This is a genomic window from Sorangium sp. So ce185 (assembly GCF_051526825.1).
GTDB lineage: Bacteria > Myxococcota_A > Polyangia > Polyangiales > Polyangiaceae > Sorangium > Sorangium cellulosum_D.
In genome coordinates, this window is the sequence record NZ_CP150316.1 from 4,123,811 (window position 1) to 4,142,500 (window position 18,690).

Consider the following 18,690-nt stretch of genomic DNA (forward strand, 5'->3'; position numbering starts at 1 on the left):
ACGGAGCAGCTCGGAGCACGCGCGCTCCCACCGCGCGCCTCGACACGAACGCGAGAATCCCGCGCCGAACAGCGCAATGCAACTCGGCCCGCGCTCTGCGCGCCGTCACGTACGATCGTCCGCGACGATCGGCGGAAAGGGGGCTAAACACTCGCGGTTTCACGCGGGCCTGTCCACCCCGGACGCCACCCCCGCGGGGCCCACCCATCCGCGCCTCCTATGCAATCCATCTGTCTCCGCGGCGCCCGCACGCACAACCTCCAGGGCATCGACCTCGACTTCCGGCCCGGCGAGCTCGTGGCCATCGCCGGCGTGTCCGGCGCCGGCAAGTCCTCGCTCGCGCTCGACACGCTCTACTCCGAAGGGCAGCGCCGGTTCGTCGAGAGCTTCAGCCCGTACGCTCGTCAGTTCCTCGAGCGGCTCGAGCGGCCGCCGATCGACGCGCTCGAGCCCGTGGCGGCCGGCGTCGCCGTCGACCGCCGCGCGCCGGTCAAGAGCTCGCGGTCGACCGTCGCCACGATGGCCGACCTCGAGCCGTACTTCTGCGCGCTCTTCGCGCGCGAGGCGGTGCCCGTCTGCCCGTCCTGCGAGGCGCCGGCGGCGCGGACCGACCCGGTGCGCGCGGCCGAGCTCGCCGCGAGCCAGCACGAGGGCGCGACCGCGCTCGTCACGTACCCGGTCGCCGTCGCGGGGACCGAGCGGTTCCTCGACGTGCGCGAGTCGCTGCTCGCCGCCGGCTACCGGCGCCTGCTCGTCCGCGGCGAGGCGCGCGACCTCGACAGCGTGGCGCCCTCCGAGGCGATGAGCGGCACCGACAAGGTCGAGGTCATCGTCGATCGCGTCCGCGTCGCCCCGCGGGAGCGCCGGCGCCTCGGCGCCGCCATCGAGGAGGCGTGGAAGGGCGGGGGAGGCGACGCGTCGCTCCACCTGCAGCGCAAGGCCGAGGAGCCGGGCGGCAACGGGGCTGGGTCGACGCGGCTCCGGCTCGTGCGCGGGCTCGCCTGCCCCTCGTGCGCCCGCGCCTTCGATCCGCCGCGCCCGGGGCTCTTCTCGTACCAGTCGCCGACCGGCGCGTGCGCCTCGTGCCGCGGCTTCGGCCGCACCCTCGGCATCGACTACGACAAGGTGATCCCGGACCCGTCGAAGTCGATCGCGGGCGGCGCGATCCGCCCCTGGAACGGCCGCTCCACCACGTGGGAGCGGAAGGTGCTCCGCGCGTTCTGCGAGCGGAACGGCATCCGCACCGATCGGCCGTGGCGCGATCTCTCCGAGGCGCAGCGCGCGCTCGTGCTCGAGGGCGAGGGCACGTGGAGCCAGGGCAAGTACCCCGGCGTGAAGGCCTGGTTCCGCTGGCTCGAGACGCGCACCTACAAGATGCACGTCCGCGTGCTGCTCGCGCGCTACCGCACCTACGACGTGTGCGGCGCGTGCCACGGCAAGCGGCTCTCGCCCGAGTCGCTCCTGTACCGCGTCGGCGGCCTCGATCTCGCCGCGTGGCACGAGCTTGAGCTCCGCGAGGCGCGCGCGCGCCTCGAGGCCGAGCGCCCCCAGACGGGCCAGGGGGAGATGGCGCGCCGCGAGCTCATCGCGCGGCTCGGCTACCTCGAGCGCGTCGGGCTCGGCTACCTCTCGCTCTCCCGCCAGGCGCGCACGCTCTCGGGCGGCGAGGCGCAGCGCGTCGCGCTCACCGCGGCGCTAGGCACGTCGCTGACGGGCGCGCTCTTCGTGCTCGACGAGCCGACCGTCGGGCTGCATCCGACGGACATCCCGCCGCTCATCGCGGCCATGCGCGAGCTCGCCGACCGCGGCAACGCCGTGCTCGTCATCGAGCACGAGCCCCTCGTCATCCGGGCGAGCGATCGCGTCGTCGAGCTCGGCCCCGGCGCGGGCAAGCAGGGCGGGCGCGTCACCTTCGACGGGCCTCCCGAGGGGCTCGCCGCGCAGAGGCCGCTGCCCGCCGCGCCCGCGGAGCGAAGGTCGCCGAGCGGCAAGATCACGATCCACGGCGCTCGCGAGAACAACCTGCGCGACGTCTCCGTCGACGTCCCGCTCGGCGTCGTGGTGGCGATCACGGGGCCGAGCGGGTCAGGCAAGAGCACGCTGGTGAACGACGTGCTCTACCGGCACATCGCGAGGGCCCGCGGCTACAAGGACGTCGATGCGCCGGGCCTGTACCGGCGCATCGAGGGCACGGCCGACATCCGCACCGTCACGCTCGTCGATCAGGCGCCGCTCGGGCGCACCTCGCGGGGCAACCCCGCGACCTACACCGGCGCGTGGAACCGCATCCGCGCGCTCTTCGCCGAGCAGCCCGAGGCGGCGGCGCGGGATCTCGGGCCCGGCCACTTCTCGTTCAACGTCGCGCTCGGGCGCTGCGAGGCGTGCGCCGGCGAGGGGAGCGAGACGATCGAGATGCAGTTCTTGGCCGACGTGTCGCTGACCTGCCCGACCTGCAAGGGCAAGCGCTTCCGCGACGAGGTGCTCGAGGTGAAGCTCGACGGCCGCTCGGTCGCCGACGTGCTCGATCTCTCGATCGACGAGGCGTTCGCGGCCTTCGAGCGGGAGCCCGCGGTCCGGCGGGCGCTCGCGCCGCTCAAGCAGCTCGGCCTCGGCTACCTCACGCTCGGCCAGCCGCTCTCGACGCTCTCCGGCGGCGAGGCGCAGCGGCTCAAGATCGCGCGCGCGCTCGGCGAGCCCTGCGCGGGCGCGCTCTTCCTCCTCGACGAGCCGAGCGCCGGCCTGCACCCGGAGGAGGTGAAGCACCTCAACGCTTCGCTGTCGGTGCTCGTGGCCGAGGGCGCCTCCGTGCTCGTGGTCGACCACGACCTCGACGTCATCGCGGCGGCCGACTGGGTCATCGATCTCGGGCCGGGCGCGGGCAGCGAGGGCGGGAGCGTGGTCGCGGAAGGGACGCCCGAGGCGGTGGCCAGGACGGCGACGCGGACCGGCGGCGCGCTGGCCGAGTGGTTCGCGCTGCGGGGCGACGGCGCGGCGCCGAGGCCGCGCCGCGGCGCCAAGGCCGCGGCGCCTGCCGCCGCCCCGAAGTCCGGCAAACGCAACGGCCATGGCAACGGCGCGGCGCGCCCGTCGCTCGATCGGCGGCGCATCGAGGTGGAGGGCGCCCGCGAGCACAACCTCGCCGAGGTCTCGACGGTGATCCCGCACGGCGAGCTCGTCGTCGTGACCGGCCCGAGCGGCTCCGGCAAGAGCACCCTCGCGTTCGACGTGGTCTTCGCCGAGGGCCAGCGGCGCTTCCTCGAGACCTTGACCCCCTACGCGCGCCAGTTCCTCCCCACGCTGCCGCGGCCGGACGTCGATCGCGTCACCGGCGTACCGCCGTCGATCGCGCTCGAGCAGCGCACCACGCGCTCCGGCGCCAACTCCACCGTCGCGACGGTGACCGAGATCGCGCACTACCTGCGGCTGCTCTACGCCAAGGTCGGCGAGGCGCGCTGCCCGGACTGCGACGTGCCGATCGAGGCGCGCTCGCCGGACGAGGTCTATCGTTCGCTGCTCGCGACGCGCGGCGCGCGGACGCTGCTCGCCCCCGCGGTCGTGGCGCGCAAGGGGACGTACCTCGACGTCTTCACCGCGGCCGCCCGCGCCGGCATCACCCGCGCGCTCGCCGACGGCGAGCCGTGCGCGACCGACAGCCCTCCCCGCCTCGACAAGCGCCGCGAGCACTCGATCGACCTCGTGATCTACGAGGGGCGCATGGACGCCCTCGATCGCGCGCTCTTCGATCGCGCCCTCGCGTTCGGGCGGGGCGCGGTGAAGCTCGCCGGCGGCCGCGGCGGCGAGCAGCTGCTCTCCACCACGCGCACCTGCCCGCGCTGCGGCGTCGGCGTCCCGGAGCTCGATCCCCGCTGGTTCTCGTTCAACACGAAGCAGGGCCGCTGCGAGGCGTGCGAGGGGACCGGCGCCTCGGATTTCGACGACGACGCGCTCGCGACGCCCGATCCGTGCGAGGCGTGCGGCGGCTCGCGCCTCGCGCCGATCCCCCGGGCCGTCCGGCTCGCCGGCGAGCGTTACCACCAGGCGTCGGGCCGGTCGGTGGCTGCGGCCGCCGCCTGGGCGAGGGGCCTGCGCTTCACGGGCGATCGCGCGCTGATCGCCGAGGCGCCGCACAAGGAGCTCTGCCGCCGGCTCGACTTCGTCTGCGAGGTGGGCCTCGGCTACCTCACGCTCGATCGGCGCGCGTCGACCCTCTCGGGCGGCGAGATGCAGCGCCTGCGGCTCGCGGCGCAGCTCGGCAGCGGCCTCACCGGGGCGCTGTACGTCCTCGACGAGCCGACCATCGGCCTCCACCCGCGCGACACCGATCGGCTGCTCTCCAACCTGCGGCGGCTCGCCAGCATGGGGAGCACCGTGCTCATGGTGGAGCACGACGCCGACACGATCCGCGCCGCGGACCACCTGATCGATCTCGGCCCCTCGGGCGGCCGCAAGGGCGGCAGGATCGTCGCGGCGGGCCCGTCGCGCGAGGTGCTCGCGAACCCCGACTCGCCGACCGCGCGCGCGCTCGCCGGCGAGGACGCCCTGCTCAGCGCGCGCCCGGCGCGCCCGCCGGCGCGCGAGCACATCGAGCTCCTCGGCGCCCGGGCGCACAACCTCCAGGGCGACGCGCTCCGGATCCCCGCGGGCCGGATGACGGTGGTCGCCGGCGTGTCCGGCTCCGGGAAGAGCACGCTGATCCAGAAGGTGCTCTACCCCGCCGCGCGCCGCGCGCTGAAGCTCGAGGCGCCCGAGCCGGGCCCGCACAAGGCGCTGCGGCTGCCGAAGAGCATCCTGCGCGCGGTGGCCGTCGACCAGTCGCCCATCGGCCGGACGCCGCGCTCGATCCCGGCGACGTTCCTGGGCGTCTGGGACGAGGTTCGCAAGCTCTACGCCGCCTGTCCCGACGCGCAGGTGCGCGGCTACGGCCCCGCGCGGTTCTCCTTCAACACGGCCTCGGGCGGGCGGTGCCCCGCGTGCGAGGGGCAGGGCGTCATCGCGCACGAGATGTCGTTTTTGCCCGACGTGACCACGCCGTGCGAGGCGTGCGGCGGCGCGCGCTTCGAGCCGGCGACGCTCGACGTGCGCTACCTCGGCCTGTCCGTCGGCGAGGTCCTCGATCTCACCGCCGAGGAGGCGGTCGAGGTCTTCGCGGCGCACCCGCGGATCCGCGCGCCGCTCTCGACCATGTGCGACCTCGGCGTGGGCTACCTCCACATCGGCCAGGGCTCGCACACGCTCTCGGGCGGCGAGGCCCAGCGGCTCAAGCTCGCGGCGGAGCTGACGGCGGGCGTGCGGCCCAAGCCGACGCTCTACGTCCTCGACGAGCCCACGACCGGCCTGCACCTGGCGGACGTGACGCGCCTCGTCCGCGTGCTCGATCGCCTGGTCGAGCGCGGCGACACGCTGGTGATCATCGAGCACCACCCGGCGGTCATCGCTTGCGCGGATCACGTGGTCGAGCTGGGCCCGGAGGGCGGCGCCGGCGGGGGGCGCATCGTGGCCGAGGGCACCCCGCGCGAGCTTTCGCGTCAGCCGACGGCGACGGGCGAGGTGCTGAAGAGGATCTTCGCGAAGGCGACGTGAGCGGGCGCGCCGGCTCGGCCCGGCGCGCCGCCTCGCGGGTCGCGGCTCAGCCGCCCGAGCGCTTCGCGTACTGGTACGCGGTGTAGGCGGAGATCAGGTGGCAGATCCAGCCGAGCCATCCGCCGGTGCCGATCCACAGGCCGGGGGTGACGATCAGCCAGAAGATGCAGCGCAGAAACGCGCCGTTGTAGAGCTGCCCAACGCCCGGAATGAGAAAGGACAGAACTGCGGCGATCCCGGATTTGCTCATGAGGTCGGAAGCTGATCACCCTGATCGCCTTGTCAAGCGGACTCGAGCGAAAGCTTCGGATTGCGCCCGCTGCGGCGCGGCAGGCCGCAGAGATCCGCTCAATTCCTGCCGGGCAGGATGATCTTCTTCCGGCCCGTCGAGGATGCGGACGGGGTGGTGGTCGGGGTCGTCGCGCTGGGCGTCGTCGGGATCGTCGGCTGAGCGGTCGTCGACGGGATCGTCGGCGTGGTGGTCGGGTTCGCCGGCTTGGGCTGTGCTTTCGGCGGCGGTTTCGGGGCCGCTGCGGGGACGGGGACCGGCTCCGGCGGGGGCGGTTCGGGCGTCGTGGTTGCGGCCGGCGGCGGAGGCGCCGGATCGCTGGCGACGGACGCCGGCGCCGGCGGCGTGTCGACCGACGGCAGCGCCGTCGCGCCGTCGGACGAGCTTCCGCTGCGCATCACGAAGAAGGCGGTCGTGAGGCCCCCGATGACCACGAAGGCGCCGATCCCGATCAGCGCGAGCGTCGGGCCGGAGCTCTTCGGGCGAGGCCGGGCGGGGATCGGCGCCGCGTACGGCCCGCCGCTGCCCGGCAGCGCCGGAGCGCCGCCGCCGTGAAACCCCGGCGCGCCGGCGGCCCCGCTCGGAGCCCCGAACGGCGAGCCGCCGTACGGGCTCGCGGGAGGCGGGAGCGGCTGCCCGTAGGCGCCCCCTGGTCCTGGAGGGCCGCCGTAATTCGCGGTTGCGCCGGGCCCGTACGGGCCGGGCGCGCCTGCCGGCGGCGCGCTGTACGCGCCTGCCGGGGATCCGTAAGGGGCTGGCGCGCCGGGCGGGGGCGCGCTGTTGCCCCCGCCCTCGACGATGGTCCGCGGCACGGCTCCGCCCGCGGCTCCTGGATCGTGCGGCGCGGTGCCGGGCGGCACGGGGAAGGCGCCCTGAGGCGAGTTGAGCCCTGCGAGCGGAGGCTCGCCGGGCACGGTCTTGCCAGGGCCGTACATGCCGCTCGGGGGCGCAGGCCATCCGGGCGGCGGACCGCTATTCTGATTGCTCATCGAGATCGCATCCTACCGCCTGCGCCGGGCGAGTCAGTTGTTCGGTACGATGATCACGCGCCGTGGCGGCTTGCTGGACGGCGTGGTGGGCGGCGTCGTCGGCGCCGGGGTCGTCGTGTTCGGGGTGGGCTGGGGGTTGTTGGCCGGCGGCTGCGCGCCGGGCGGCGCGGGGAACGGGAACGGGAACGTCGACGGGATGACGATCGGCGGCAGGTTGGGGAGGATCGCCGTCCCGCTGGGGCGCGTCGTCGGCGCCGGCTGCGTCCCCGTCGCGCTCGGCGTCGCCGGCGGCTTCGAGGTGGAGGTCGACGTCGGCCGGGGCTGGGGCTTGGCGACCACCGGCGGCGGCTCGACCGGGGGCGGCGTCACGGCGGGGGGCGCCGTCGTCGCGGGGGTGCTCGGCTCCGAGGGCGCCGTCGCGGTCGGCTGGAACGTCGGCATGGCCGGCGCCACGTCGGCCTGCTCCCTCCGACCGAGCTCGCTGGCGATGTACACGCCTCCCACGACGGCCCCGGTGATCCCCGTGGCGAGCAGCAGGATGGTGAACAGCGAGGTCCCGCGCCGCGCGGGCTGCTTCGCCCCGTGCGCCGACGCGGCGTGCGAGGTCCTGGGCAGCGGATCCATCGGCGCCGTCCCAGGGATGTACCCCTGCGCGCCGCCCCCGTAGGCGCCGCCGTAGCCGGGCGCCGGAGCTCCGTTGAACGCGCCGGCCGAGCTCCGGTCCATGAAGGGCGCGTTGCCGACCGCGGTCCCGCCTGGGCGAGGCGACACATCGAACGGCCCGGGCTCGTAGCTCGTCGCTGGCACGCCGGGCACCCCTTGCGGGGGCATGTAGGGCGCGGCGCTCACGGTCGCAGGCTGGCCGACCGGGGGGTAGCCGCCCTGAGCGAAGTACGGGCCCGAGGACGGCTCTGGCCTGGGCGTGAACCCTGGCGCTCCCGGCGTCGACGCCGACGGACCCCGGGCGTCCGAGGCGAAGCCGCCCAGGGGCGTCGAGGGTCCGAGCGCGCCCGGGGGGGCGCTCGCAGCGTGCGGTGCGCCGCCGTTCTCGGGCGGGATCGTCTTGGGGACGGAGCTCGTGCGACCGTCGCCCATCGGGTTGGCCGCGGGCGCAGCCGCGGAGGCCGCAAGCATCGCGGGCGCGGCGAGGGCTGCGGGCAGGGCGGGCCCGGACGACCGCGCCACGCTGACCTCGGACGGCGATGGGGTGAGCGCCGAGGGGGCGCGGGCGGCGCGGGCGAACGGCTCGAGGGCGCCGCGGAGCTCGGCGGTGGTCGCGAACCGATCGGCTGGCGAGGCCGCCATCGCGCGGTGGACGGCGGCGCAGAGGCCCGGCGCGAGCTCCGGCGCCAGGTCCGAGAGCCGCGAGATCTGGCCCGACAGGTAGGCGCCCGCGATCTGCTGGGGCTCGTCGCCGCCGACCGGCCGGCGGCCGGCCAGCATCTCGAAGATGATGACGCCCAGCGAGAAGATGTCCGCGCGCGCGTCGACGGAGTCCGCCGAGTAGGCCTGCTCGGGCGCCATGTACTCGGGGGTGCCCATGATCACGCCCGGCCGCGTGAGCCCGCGATCGAGCTCCCCCGTGACCTTCAGCTTGGCGATGCCGAAGTCGAGCAGCTTGATGAGCGGCTCTCCCTTGGTCGTCCTCGTGATGATGACGTTGTCCGGCTTGAGGTCCCGGTGGACCACGCCCGCGCGATGGGCGGCCTCGACGCCCTCGAGCATCTGCATCGCGTACTCGAGGGCGTCGGCGTAGGCGAGCCGGATGCCGGCCCGGTAGAGCTCCTCGTACAGCGTCTGGAGCGTCTTCCCCTCCAGGTACTCCATCACGATGAACGCCAGGCCGCCGGCGGTCTGGTCGACGTCGACCACGCGGACCACGTGCGCGCTCTGGATTTGCGCGGAGACGCGCGCCTCTTGCAGGAAGCGCTGCACCAGGCCGGAGCGGCGGGACAGCTCGGGGTGGAGAAACTTGAGGGCGACCGTCGTCCCCAGCACCTCGTGGCGGGCTTCGTAGACGCTCCCCATGCCGCCGTCGCCGATGAGGCGCACGAGTCGGTACTTGTTGTGGATGACCTGGCCTGCCTGCGGACGCATCGATCTCCGTTGAGGGCGCTGGAGTTGCTCGGAGAGTCTCACAGGCTGGTAGACGAACGTCAGCCCCATTTGTGCGACACAGCGTCGCGAAGGTCGCGAACCGCACCGCTTTTCGGCGCCGCGGGCCCGATCCGCGCCGCAGGGCTCCCGTCCCGGGCAGCCGCGCCGCCGAGCTCGTACGCCCTGGCACGACTCTTGATGACGCGTTGCGTCGCCCACCTCGGGGGGGTGCGACGTCGCTGATGCGCGCGTGCGGGAACGAGTATACCTGGGGGCGCCGCCGGGGGTTGCGGCGCTCGAGGAGATGCCTGTGCTGGCTGCGCCGTTGCTGGATGCCCTGATCGATCGCGCTCTGGAAGAAGATCTCGCGGGAGGCGATCTCACCACCGAGGCCTGTGTCGAGGCTTCCGCGCGCGCGACCGCGAAGGCGGTGGCGCGCAAGCCGCTCGTCGTTTGCGGTGGGGACGTGTTTCTCCGCGTCTTTCAGCGCCTGGATCCGCAGGTCGAGGGCGAGGTGCTGATCGCGGACGGCACCGCGGTCGATACCGGCGCCGTGCTCTGGACGGTGCGCGGCCTCGCGCGCACCCTCCTCAGCGCGGAGCGCACCGCGCTCAACTTCGCGCAGCGGATGAGCGGCGTCGCCTCCGAGGCGCGCCGCTACGCCGCGGCGATCCCGCAGGGGTCCGGCGTGCGCATCACCGACACCCGCAAGACGACGCCCGGCCTGCGCGCGCTGGAGCGCTACGCGGTGCGCGTCGGAGGCGCGCACAACCACCGCGACAGCCTCGGGAGCGCGGTGCTCATCAAGGACAACCACATCGTCGCGGCGGGCGGCATCGCCACCGCCATCGGCCGAGCCCGGGCGCGCGCCCCGCACACGACGAAGATCGAGGTCGAGGTCGCCTCGCTCCGCGAGCTCGACGAGGCGCTCTCTGCCGGCGCGGACATCATCATGCTCGACAACTTCACGCTGACCGACGTCAAGACGGCGTCCGCGCGCGTCCGGTCGGCGCAGCACGGCCGGCCTCTCCTCGAGGTCTCCGGCGGGATCACGCTGGAGCGCATCCCCGAGCTCGCCGCGGCGGGCATCGACATCATCAGCGTCGGCGCGCTGACGCACTCGGCCCGCTCGGCCGACATCGCGCTGGATCTCTCGCTGTGAGGCGGCTCGACGCCGGGGCCATCGAGCGCGAGCTCGCGCGCCTCGGCGCGCCGATCGGGAGGCCGCTCGCCGTTGCGTGGGAGACGGCGTCGACGAACGACGACGCCCGGAACGCGGCGGCCGCCGGGGCGCCGCACGGGGCGGCGTTCCTCGCCGACGCGCAGACCCAGGGGCGCGGGCGCGGCGGGCGCGCCTGGCACTCTCCGCCCGGGGAGAACTTGTACCTGTCGGTCGTGCTGCGCCCCGGCCTCCCGGCGAGTAGCGTGGCCCCCATTGCCCTCGTCATGGGCCTCGCCGTGGCGTCGGTCGTCGATCGACAGCTCGCACGGCTCGCGCCCGGTCCGCGCCGCGGCGACGGCGCCGCCGCCGAGGTGCGGCTCAAGTGGCCGAACGACGTGCTCGCCGGGGGCCGCAAGCTGGCGGGGATCCTGGTCGAGGCCCAGCTGCGCGGCGAATCGGTGAGCAGCGTGATCGTCGGCGTCGGGCTGAACGTCCACGCGTCGAGCTTCCCGCCGGAGCTCTCGGGCCGGGCCACGTCGCTCGCGATGCTCGGGATCGACGACGTTCCGCGCGAGCTCGTCGCGGCGGAGCTGCTCCAGGCGATCGGCGACGCCGCGTCGAGGTTCGAGGCGGGAAGGCTCGCGCCCTTCGCGGAGGATCTCGCCCGGATGGACTGGCTGCGCGGCCGTCGCGTCGAGGTCGCCGGCGTGGCCGGCGTCGCGGCGGGGATCGACCCGGAGGGGCACCTGCTGATCCGCGGAGGGGACGGCGTCCTCCGCGCGGTGGCGGCGGGCGAGGTCAGCGTCATCACCGGCTGAGCGCCTCGCGCCGCTTGCGTTGCGCGGTCGGCGCGGCCAAAGCTTGCGGCCTCATCGCGGGTCGCCGGCGGCGCGGAGCCGCCGAGGCCGGCCCGAGCTCCTCGGAGGCGTCGCTTCCTTGAAAGAAGACACCCTCGTCGTCCACGAAATCTACGCCAGCGTGCAGGGCGAATCGACGTTTGCCGGGCTGCCGTGCACCTTCGTCCGGCTCACCGGGTGCAACCTGCGCTGCGCCTGGTGCGACACCTCGCAGGCCTTCTACGGCGGCAAGCGCCTCCGCCGCAGCGACGTCCTCGAGCGCGCGCTCGCCCTCGGCACGCCGCTCGTCGAGCTCACGGGCGGGGAGCCCCTCCTTCAGCCCGGGTCGCTCCCGCTCCTCAAGGAGCTCTGCGACGCGGGCCGCACGGTCCTCGTCGAGACCAGCGGCGAGGCCGACGTGTCGCGCGTCGACCCACGCGTGCACAAGATCATGGATCTGAAGGCGCCCGGCTCCGGGGAATCCCACCGGAACCGCTGGTCGAACCTCGACCATCTCACGCCGCGCGACGAGATCAAGTTCGTGCTCGCCGATCGGGCGGACTACGAATGGATGCGGGGCACCATCCGCGAGCGCCGCCTCGACGCGCGCGGCGTGACGCTGCTCGCCTCGTGCGTCTGGGGCAAGCTCGCGCCGAGAGATCTCGTCCAGTGGGTGCTCGACGACGGCCTTCGCGTCCGCGTGCAGGTGCAGCTCCACAAGGTGATCTGGGGCGCCGACGCGCAGGGGGTCTGACCCGCGGGGCCGCCCCCTCCACGCTCGGCTCGTAATGGGAAGGGGCGGCGGCGTCCTCTCGCGGCGTCAGCGCTCGCCGCGCTGGAACTGCTCGAAGTCGTCGACGTCGCGGGGCGAGCCGAGGACGAGCGGCACGCGCTCGTGGAGCGACTTCGGCACCAGATCGAGGATGCGATCGGAGCCCGTGCTCGCCTTGCCGCCGGCGGCCTCGAAGATGAAGGCGAACGGGTTCGCTTCGTAGAGCAGCCGCAGCTTGCCCTGGCCGCTTCGATCGGCGGGGTACGCGAAGATGCCGCCCTTGAGCAGCGTCCGGTGCGCGTCCGCCACCAGCGATCCCACGTACCGGGCGCCGTAGGGCCTCCCCTCGTGCTTGTTTTCCTCCTTGATCCACGTGTTCCAGCGGCGCACGTCCTCGGGCCACCGCGCGCTGTGGCCCTCGTTGATCGAGTAGGTCGAGCCGCGCTCCGGAATCCGGATGTTCTCGTGGGAAAGGAAGAACTCGCCGACGGTCGGATCGTAGGTGAACCCGTGCACGCCGCCGAGGCCGGTGGTGATGACGAGCAGCGTCGACGACCCGTAGAGCACGTAGCCGGCCGCGACCAGATCGCGGCCGGGGCGCAGGAAATCCGAGGGGTCGGCGCCCATCTTGGCGTCGCTCTTGCGGAGCACGCCGAAGATCGTGCCGATCGAGATGTTCACGTCGATGTTCGACGATCCGTCGAGCGGGTCCACGACGACGATGTACTTGGCGCGCGGATCCGTGGAGAGGAGCCTCATTTCGCCGAGCTCCTCGCTCACCACGGCGGCGCAGTGCCCGCGCCGTCCGAGCACGCTGAGCAGCGTCTCGTTGGCGACCTCGTCGAGCTTCTGCACGATCTCGCCCTGCACGTTCGTCTGGCCGGTGTACCCGAGGACGTTGGCGAGGCCGGCGCGCCGGACCTTCGATGTCACGAGCTTCGCCGCCAGGCCGAACTGGTTCAGCAGCGAGGTGAACGCCCCCGTCGCCGCGGGGAACCCGAGCATTCCCTCGAGGATGTACGTCTCGAGCGTGATCCCGATGCGCGACTGCGCCTCGGGCGGCTTCCAGCTCAGATTCCGTTGGTCCGATGAGAGCGACATGATCCCTCCGCGTGATGGCAAGGACGTCGCCGCCCCGCCACGTGCTCGCGCTCGCGGCCTCTGCTGCTGATTGCTCCCGCAGAGCCGACCGGCGCGGCGACGAGAATTGCGTATCCGACGGCTCCGTACAACATCCTCCAAGCGCTGCTCGACCGGGGTGTTCGGCTCGATACGTTCGTCTCGGGTCCTCGGACAATGCCAGGGCTTCCTCGCTCGCTGGCGTCGACCCGGGCCGCGGGGCAGGACGGCTCGTGCTCACGCCCAGGTGGGCTGCGCGTTCTGGCGGCAACCCCCTCCACGGAGTGATTCATGGCGCTCACCTCCCGCGTAGAGCAGATCCTCTCTTGGTACGCCTCGGAGAACCCCGGCACGCTGACGAACCTCGTCCGGCTGCTCAACTACGGCGCACTCGCGGGCACCGGCAAGATGGTGATCCTGCCCGTGGACCAAGGGTTCGAGCATGGCCCCGTGCGATCGTTCGCTCCGAACCCCGAGGCCTACGATCCCGACTACCACTTTCAGCTCGCGATCGACGCTGGGTGCAACGCGTATGCGGCGCCGCTCGGGTCGCTGCAGGCGGGCGCGGCCAGGTTCGCGGGGCAGGTGCCGCTGATCTTGAAGCTCAACAACAGCGACACGCTGGCGAAAGTGGAGCAACCCCTGTCGGCGGTGACCGGATCGGTCGACGACGCGCTCCGCCTCGGCTGCGTCGGCGTCGGCTACACCATCTACCCCGGGTCCAGCGCGAGAAACCGGATGTACGAGGACCTCCGCGAGATCGCCTTCGAGGCCAGGCGCAAGGGCCTGGTCGTCATCGTCTGGAGCTACCCGCGCGGCGCCGGGCTGTCGAAGCAGGGCGAGACGGCCGTCGACGTCTGCGCCTACGCGGCGACCATCGCGGCTCAGCTCGGCGCGCACATCATCAAGGTCAAGCCGCCGACGGCTCATGTCGAGCAGGAGGAGGCGAGAAAGATGTACGAAAAATTCGGCATCCCCCTCCAGACGCTCGCCGAGCGGGTCCGCCACGTCGTGCAGGCGACCTTCAACGGCAAGCGCGTGGTGATCTTCTCAGGCGGCGAGTCCAAGGCGACGGACGCCGTGCTGGAGGAGGTGCGCGAGATGGTCGCGGGCGGCTCCTTCGGCTCGATCATGGGGCGCAACGCGTTCCAGCGCCCGCGCGCCGAGGCGCTGAAGCTCCTGGCCGACGTCATCCACATCTACAGGTCGGGGCGCTGACGCCCCTCGATCCGGCGCTCGGGGCGCGACGCCCGGACCGCCGTCCCCGTAAGCGTCGCCGCACGAGGCATCCCGCCGGAGGCGCCGCGGGGCCCGCCACAGAGGCGCCACGCCGCCCGTCGTTGCCGGCCGCCGAGCGGCGCCGCGCCTCCGCCGCGCCTGGGAGCGCCTCCGCCGCGCCCGGGAGCGCGCTTCCGGCGCCCGGGAGGCGTGCTCCCCCGCGCCTCGGGCCGACCGCCTGCGGCATCGTCCACGTCGACGGGGTTAGCCCTTCGTGATTAGATGCCGCGCTGGATACACCCCCCCGTCCGGGCTCAGGAGACCGCATGCCGATCAAAGTGAACCTCGCCTCGTCAGACCCGCTGAGCCTCGCCGTCGACGTCCTCGTCATCGGCGTGCCTGAAGGCGCTTCGACGGGTGAGGGCGTGCTCGCGAGGCTCGTGGAGGCGCTTGGCGAGTCCGTGGCCCACCAGGTCAAGCGTGACGACTTCACGGGGAAGAAGGATCAGAGCGTCGATTTCACGACGCGCGGCGCGCTGAAGCCTGGCCGCGTGCTGCTGCTCGGGCTCGGGTCCGGCAAGCTCACCGACGTCGATGTCCGGCTGGTCGCGGCGAAGGGGGCGCGCTTCGCCAACGGCGTGCGCGCCGAGAGCGTCGCGGTCGTGGTGCCGCCCGGCGTCGAGCGCGCGGAGCGGTCCGCCGCCGAGGGCCTCGTGCTCGGGTCCTACCGGTTCACCCGCTACTTCACGGGCGATCGCGTGCCCAAGTTCGGGCTCGCGCGCGGCACCGTGGTCGTCGAGGGCAAGGCGGGCAAGGCGGCGCGTGACGCCGTCGCGCTCGGCCAGCAGGTCGGCGAGGCGATCTGCATCGCGCGCGACCTCGTCAACGAGCCGCCGAACGAGATGCATCCGGAGGCGCTCGCGCGCGTCGCCGCAGAGGTCGGCAAGCAGCACGGCCTCAAGGTGACGGTGTTCGACAAGGCCGCGCTGAACAAGCGGGGGATGAAGCTCATCATGGCGGTGGGGCAGGGGAGCGCGCGCGAGCCTCGGCTGGTCCACATGAGCTACGCGCCTCCCGGCAAGCCGAAGGGGAAGCTGGTCTTCGTGGGCAAGGGGCTGACGTTCGACAGCGGCGGCCTCTGCATCAAGCCCGCTCCGGGCATGGAAGAGATGAAGGGCGACATGGGCGGCGCCGCGAACGTGATCGCGCTGATGGCCGCCGTCGCGGCCGCCAAGCCGAGCGTCGAGGTCCACGGCATCATCGGCGCGGCCGAGAACATGCCCGACGGCGCGGCCTACCGGCCGGGCGACATCTTCGGTTCCCTCGACGGCAAGACGGTGGAGATCATCAACACCGACGCCGAGGGGCGCCTCGTCCTCGCCGACTGCCTCGCCTATGCGCGCGCGCTCAAGCCGGACCTCATCGTCGACAACGCGACCCTCACGGGCGCCTGCGTCGTGGCCCTCGGGCCCACGGTGTCGGGCTTCTTCTCGAACCGCGAGGAGCTCGCGGATCGCCTGCGGGGCGCCGCGAAGGCGGCGGGCGAGTCGATGTGGCAGCTCCCGCTGGTCGACGAGCTCCGCGACGGCCTGAAGAGCGACTGGGCCGACATCAAGCACACGGCCGACCGCTGGGGCGGGGCGATCACCGCGGCCCTGTTCCTGCGCGAGTTCGTGGGGGACGTCCCGTGGGCCCACGTGGACATCGCCGGCCCGTCCATGGCGAGCAAGCCCTACGGCATCTTCTCCAAGGGCGGGACGGGTCACGGCGTGCTTACCTTCCTCCGCCTCGTCGAAGGCTTCACCGGCTGAACCGTGCAACTCCGCCGTAAGCTCGCGCGCGCCATGGGCCGCGCCATCACCGACTTCGACATGATCGCCGACGGCGATCGGATCCTCTGCGCCGTCTCGGGGGGCAAGGACAGCTACGCGCTGCACGCGCTCCTCATCGACCTCGCGCGCCGCGCGCCGGTCCGGTTCAGCGTGATCGCGGTCAACATCGACCAGGGACACCCTGGCTATCCCGGGCACCTCCTGTCCGACTACATGGCCGCGGGTGGCCACGAGTTCCGGATGATCTCCGAGGACACCTACTCGATCGTCACCGAGAAGATCCCCGAGAACAAGACGTACTGCTCGCTCTGCTCCCGCCTGCGGCGAGGCATCCTCTACCGCGTCGCGCGCGAGCTCGGGTGCTCGAAGATCGCCCTCGGCCACCACCGCGACGACGCCGTGACGACGCTGCTCTTGAACCTGATCTTCGCCGGCCAGCTGAAGTCCATGCCGCCGAAGCTCATCTCCGACGACGGCGACAACGTCGTGATCCGCCCGCTGATTTACTGCGCCGAGGCCGAGCTCGCCGCGTTCGCCGCGGAGGAGCGCTTCCCCATCATCCCCTGCGATCTGTGCGGGTCGCAGGAGAACCTCCAGCGCAAGGCGGTGAGCCGGCTGCTCGCGGAGCTCGACGAGCGCCACCCCGGGGCCCGGCAGAACATGCTCGCCGCCCTCGGCAACGTGCGCCCGAGCCATCTCTTCGACACGGGCCTCTGGAAGCGCCTCGGGCTCGAGGTCGCCCGGGAAGAGGGGAGCGCGAGCAGCCAGGCAGGCGCCGACGCGCCGGCGCCGGAGGTGCTGCCCGTGGGCCACTTGCTCAGAAACCTGGCCTAGCGGCTCGCGCATGAGCACGGAGGCTCCCGGCGCGATCTCGATCGGCGTTCCGCGCGAGGCGGAGGCGAGCGCGTCTGCGCCCGACGAGCGCGGCGGAACGGCGGCGCGCAGGGGCGACGGACCGTCCGCCGCGGATGGCCCCGAGGCGCCGCAGCCCGGAGCGGCGCGCCCGGGCCTCGGGGAGGGGCGCGCCCCGCAGGCGCTGCTGGCGGCGGTCGTCGCCTGGATGATCACGGTCGCTCCTGCCGGGTTCGGCCGCGGGGCACCCGTGTCCGCCAGCGTCGCCGCCACGCTCGCCTTCCTGTGCGGCATCGCCGCGCCGCTGCTCGCCGCCTCCCACCGCCGGGCGGCGCGGCACCTCGGCATCTCTGCCTTCCTGGCGCTGGTCACGCTGACGTGGCTGCTCGCCTCACCCTCCCTTCAGCCGTCCCGCCTCGACCCGGTCCGGGCGGCCATCGGCGGGATCGCCTGGGGCCTCTTCGCGCTTTCCTGGCGCGACCGCTGGGAGGTGCGGCGCCAGCCGGAGCCGGACCCGGACGTCCCCCTCCTGCAGCCTCGGGCCCACCTGCCGCCGCTCGCCGCCGTGATCGTCGCGTTCGGCGCGCTGGTGAGCCTCGCCATCCTCGTGCTCGCGTGGCGGGTCCGGGACCCGGACCGCGCCCTCCTGGCCCAGGCCGTCGCCGTGGCCTGTGCCGTCGCCCTGATCACCGCGGCCTCCGGCGTCGCGGTCGCCCGCGGCCGCCGATACACGGCCGGCGCGCGGCGGCTCACCCACCGCGCCGTCCGGCAGCTGCTGGTCTTGATCGTCTTCGCCGTCCTGGGGGCGGTCGTGATGATGCTGCGCTGAGCAGCGGCCCGGCCGCCGCTCGCCGAGGGTGGCTGCCCTGCAGCGTCCCCGCATCTCCGCCGGTTCCACGTCAAATCGCGTTACACTCACGCGCGTGTCCCGTGCAGTCGATGTCTTCGCGATTCTGCTCCTCGTCGCCGCCGCGTTCTCCTTCGCCTTCGGGGTCCACGCGCTCGGCGATCGCCAGGATTTCAAGGCCATCTACCTCCTGGTGATCGGCGGGCTCTCGCTCAAGGCGTCCACGGAGATCCTTCGCCCCCGTGGGGGTAGCGCGTGAGCCCTGGGCGCCGAGGGATCGCGGCCGTCGCGTGCCTGTGCGCGTGCGCGGCCTGGGCTGCCTCGTCGACGTCCGCGCGGGGGGCGGCGCCGCTTCCGGCCGACGCGGCGGCGCGCGTGGGCGCGCTCGACATCTCCGTCGAGTCGGTGGCTCGCATCGCGGCAGCGCAGCACATCTCGCCGGCGCACGCACGGGACGCGGCGATCCGCGACGCGCTCCTCGCCGCCGCTGCGCGAGACCGCGGCCTCGAGCGCGACGCCGACGTGCAGCGCGACATCAACGCGGTGCTCGCCCGTCGCCTGCTCCACCGGCTGAAGGACGAGGCGGAGAACGCCGGCCCCGTGACGGACGACGAGCTGCGCGCGGCCACCGAACGGCACTGGCTCGACCTCGATCGACCCGAGGGATACCGCACCGTGCATGCCGTCGTGAGGCTCTCGGCGGACGCCGGCGAGGCCACCCGTGACAAGGCGCGGGCGCTCGCCGACGCGATCCGGGCGGCGGTGCTGTCCTCGCGCGAGGTCGCCCGGAGCTCCGAGCCGCCGCCGGCCGCGGGGCCGCGGCAACCTCCCAGCGATCCGGCCGCCGACGCGTTCATCCGCGCCGCGAAAGGCGTGCCCGCGGATGGCCTCGAGGTCGTCGCGGAGGCGCTCCCGCCGGTGACGGCCGCGGGCCGCGTGCTCAGCCCAGCGCCGCAGCATTTCGACGTCGAGTTCTCGCGCGCGGCGGCGGCGCTGAACGCGCGCGGAGACCTCAGCGCGCCGGTCGCTTCGTCGTTCGGCGTGCACGTCATCATGCTCCTCGAGCGCATCCCGGCGCAGGTGGTACCTGTCGAGGA

At 73.5% G+C, this 18,690-nt stretch carries 14 protein-coding genes (1 of these 14 running past the window's edge); 10 read left to right on the forward strand and 4 right to left on the reverse strand.

Features of this window, described 5'->3' with window-relative positions; translation table 11 throughout:
- Positions 1-219 precede the first annotated feature (219 nt).
- Entirely contained in the window at positions 220-5,580 is a 5,361-nt protein-coding gene (gene uvrA / locus WMF26_RS15330; RefSeq protein ID WP_438000928.1) for an excinuclease ABC subunit UvrA, read from the forward strand.
- A gap of 46 nt (positions 5,581-5,626) precedes the next feature.
- Here the strand turns inward: uvrA and WMF26_RS15335 are convergent, their stop codons facing one another.
- The 3 genes from WMF26_RS15335 to WMF26_RS15345 all read right to left on the reverse strand — a co-directional run bounded on the left by WMF26_RS15335 (position 5,627) and on the right by WMF26_RS15345 (position 8,955).
- On the reverse strand, positions 5,627-5,830 hold the full coding sequence (locus WMF26_RS15335) for a hypothetical protein (protein WP_020735039.1): 204 nt from the start codon (positions 5,828-5,830) through the stop codon (positions 5,627-5,629).
- Positions 5,831-5,928: 98 nt separating this feature from the next.
- Complete coding sequence (locus WMF26_RS15340; protein ID WP_438000929.1) at positions 5,929-6,858, reverse strand: hypothetical protein; 930 nt, start codon at positions 6,856-6,858, stop codon at positions 5,929-5,931.
- 33 nt (positions 6,859-6,891) lie between these two features.
- Positions 6,892-8,955, reverse strand: coding sequence for a protein kinase domain-containing protein (locus WMF26_RS15345; RefSeq protein WP_438000930.1), 2,064 nt, complete (start codon positions 8,953-8,955; stop codon positions 6,892-6,894).
- A gap of 310 nt (positions 8,956-9,265) precedes the next feature.
- Here WMF26_RS15345 and nadC point away from each other — a divergent pair, with 310 nt between their 5' ends.
- From nadC to WMF26_RS15360, 3 genes are all read left to right on the forward strand, one after another.
- A complete protein-coding gene (nadC, locus tag WMF26_RS15350) occupies positions 9,266-10,117 on the forward strand; it encodes a carboxylating nicotinate-nucleotide diphosphorylase (protein WP_437954071.1) in 852 nt (283 codons plus the stop codon).
- Entirely contained in the window at positions 10,114-10,935 is an 822-nt protein-coding gene (locus tag WMF26_RS15355) for a biotin--[acetyl-CoA-carboxylase] ligase (RefSeq protein ID WP_438000931.1), read from the forward strand. The genes nadC and WMF26_RS15355 overlap by 4 nt, the downstream gene beginning before the upstream one ends.
- A gap of 118 nt (positions 10,936-11,053) precedes the next feature.
- Complete coding sequence (locus WMF26_RS15360) at positions 11,054-11,707, forward strand: radical SAM protein (protein ID WP_437337760.1); 654 nt, start codon at positions 11,054-11,056, stop codon at positions 11,705-11,707.
- A gap of 66 nt (positions 11,708-11,773) precedes the next feature.
- On the opposite strand, the gene fbp is transcribed toward WMF26_RS15360, so the two are convergent.
- Positions 11,774-12,826, reverse strand: coding sequence for a class 1 fructose-bisphosphatase (gene fbp / locus WMF26_RS15365; protein ID WP_437320021.1), 1,053 nt, complete (start codon positions 12,824-12,826; stop codon positions 11,774-11,776).
- A gap of 309 nt (positions 12,827-13,135) precedes the next feature.
- Between fbp and WMF26_RS15370 the strand changes: the two genes are divergently transcribed.
- The 6 genes from WMF26_RS15370 to WMF26_RS15395 form a co-directional block, all read left to right on the forward strand.
- On the forward strand, positions 13,136-14,062 hold the full coding sequence (locus WMF26_RS15370) for a class I fructose-bisphosphate aldolase (RefSeq protein ID WP_438000932.1): 927 nt from the start codon (positions 13,136-13,138) through the stop codon (positions 14,060-14,062).
- Positions 14,063-14,388: 326 nt separating this feature from the next.
- Positions 14,389-15,873 (forward strand): leucyl aminopeptidase, encoded by a 1,485-nt coding sequence (locus WMF26_RS15375; RefSeq protein ID WP_438000933.1) that lies wholly within the window; start codon positions 14,389-14,391, stop codon positions 15,871-15,873.
- 3 nt (positions 15,874-15,876) lie between these two features.
- Entirely contained in the window at positions 15,877-16,728 is an 852-nt protein-coding gene (gene ttcA / locus WMF26_RS15380; RefSeq protein ID WP_061625284.1) for a tRNA 2-thiocytidine(32) synthetase TtcA, read from the forward strand.
- Between the two features lie 10 nt (positions 16,729-16,738).
- Positions 16,739-17,575 carry a hypothetical protein gene (locus WMF26_RS15385; RefSeq protein ID WP_438000934.1) on the forward strand — a complete coding sequence of 279 codons (837 nt, stop codon included), beginning with the start codon at positions 16,739-16,741 and terminating at the stop codon, positions 17,573-17,575.
- Between the two features lie 94 nt (positions 17,576-17,669).
- Entirely contained in the window at positions 17,670-17,852 is a 183-nt protein-coding gene (locus WMF26_RS15390; protein ID WP_020735049.1) for a hypothetical protein, read from the forward strand.
- A protein-coding gene (locus tag WMF26_RS15395) for a peptidylprolyl isomerase (protein ID WP_438000935.1) crosses the window boundary here: on the forward strand, positions 17,849-18,690 show its 5' portion. The gene runs 142 nt beyond the window's last position; only the first 842 of its 984 coding nucleotides appear in the window; the start codon lies at positions 17,849-17,851; its stop codon lies beyond the right edge, outside the window. Before WMF26_RS15390 ends, WMF26_RS15395 begins: the two co-directional genes overlap by 4 nt.

Excerpts from the sequence above, each read along its gene's own strand:
- WMF26_RS15335 (WP_020735039.1), bottom strand. The coding sequence starts at position 5,830 with ATGAGCAAATCCGGGATCGCCGCAGTTCTGTCCTTTCTCATTCCGGGC.
- WMF26_RS15385 (WP_438000934.1), top strand. The coding sequence starts at position 16,739 with ATGAGCACGGAGGCTCCCGGCGCGATCTCGATCGGCGTTCCGCGCGAG.
- uvrA (WP_438000928.1), top strand. The coding sequence starts at position 220 with ATGCAATCCATCTGTCTCCGCGGCGCCCGCACGCACAACCTCCAGGGC.
- WMF26_RS15370 (WP_438000932.1), top strand. The coding sequence starts at position 13,136 with ATGGCGCTCACCTCCCGCGTAGAGCAGATCCTCTCTTGGTACGCCTCG.
- fbp (WP_437320021.1), bottom strand. The coding sequence starts at position 12,826 with ATGTCGCTCTCATCGGACCAACGGAATCTGAGCTGGAAGCCGCCCGAG.
- WMF26_RS15345 (WP_438000930.1), bottom strand. The coding sequence starts at position 8,955 with ATGCGTCCGCAGGCAGGCCAGGTCATCCACAACAAGTACCGACTCGTG.
- WMF26_RS15340 (WP_438000929.1), bottom strand. The coding sequence starts at position 6,858 with ATGAGCAATCAGAATAGCGGTCCGCCGCCCGGATGGCCTGCGCCCCCG.
- WMF26_RS15375 (WP_438000933.1), top strand. The coding sequence starts at position 14,389 with ATGCCGATCAAAGTGAACCTCGCCTCGTCAGACCCGCTGAGCCTCGCC.